The sequence below is a fragment of the Mesorhizobium sp. LNHC229A00 genome, from assembly GCF_000502415.1.
In the GTDB taxonomy this organism is placed as follows: Bacteria; Pseudomonadota; Alphaproteobacteria; order Rhizobiales; family Rhizobiaceae; genus Mesorhizobium.
Genome location: NZ_AYWQ01000206.1, coordinates 1 through 382, shown reverse-complemented (window position 1 = coordinate 382; position 382 = coordinate 1). Strand labels below are relative to the sequence as shown.

1 pseudogene is annotated in these 382 nt (G+C 56.8%); it reads right to left on the bottom strand.

The features are described from left to right. Positions 1-382: pseudogene (locus X742_RS1000000173695) on the bottom strand (RNA polymerase sigma-54 factor); the annotation flags it as partial.

Here is a 382-nt window from a genome sequence, read left to right as displayed (position 1 = left end):
GTTCCCAGGCTTGGGATCGAGCGCCCGAATCTCATGCATCATGTCGAGAAGGTCTTCTTCATCGACGCCGCAATGCTGCTTCAGCGCCTCAAAATCGCGTCGCGCAAGCATTTCAAGATTGGCAACCAAAGCTGCCATTGCCGGGTCGAGCCGATTTCGCTGGCGCAACTGGATCTCGAGGCATTCTCTGAGATTTCGCGCAAAAACTCCCGGTGGATCAAATTGCTGCAACGCCCCGAGAACCCGTTCCACAACAGCCTCACGGACATTCAGGCTCTCGGCCAGCTCCAAAAGGTTTGCCCGAAGATAGCCAGTGTCTTCCAGATCGGCGGCAAGCTGGTGAGCGATCAGCCGCTCCTTTGATGTGAACGCAGTGAGGGCG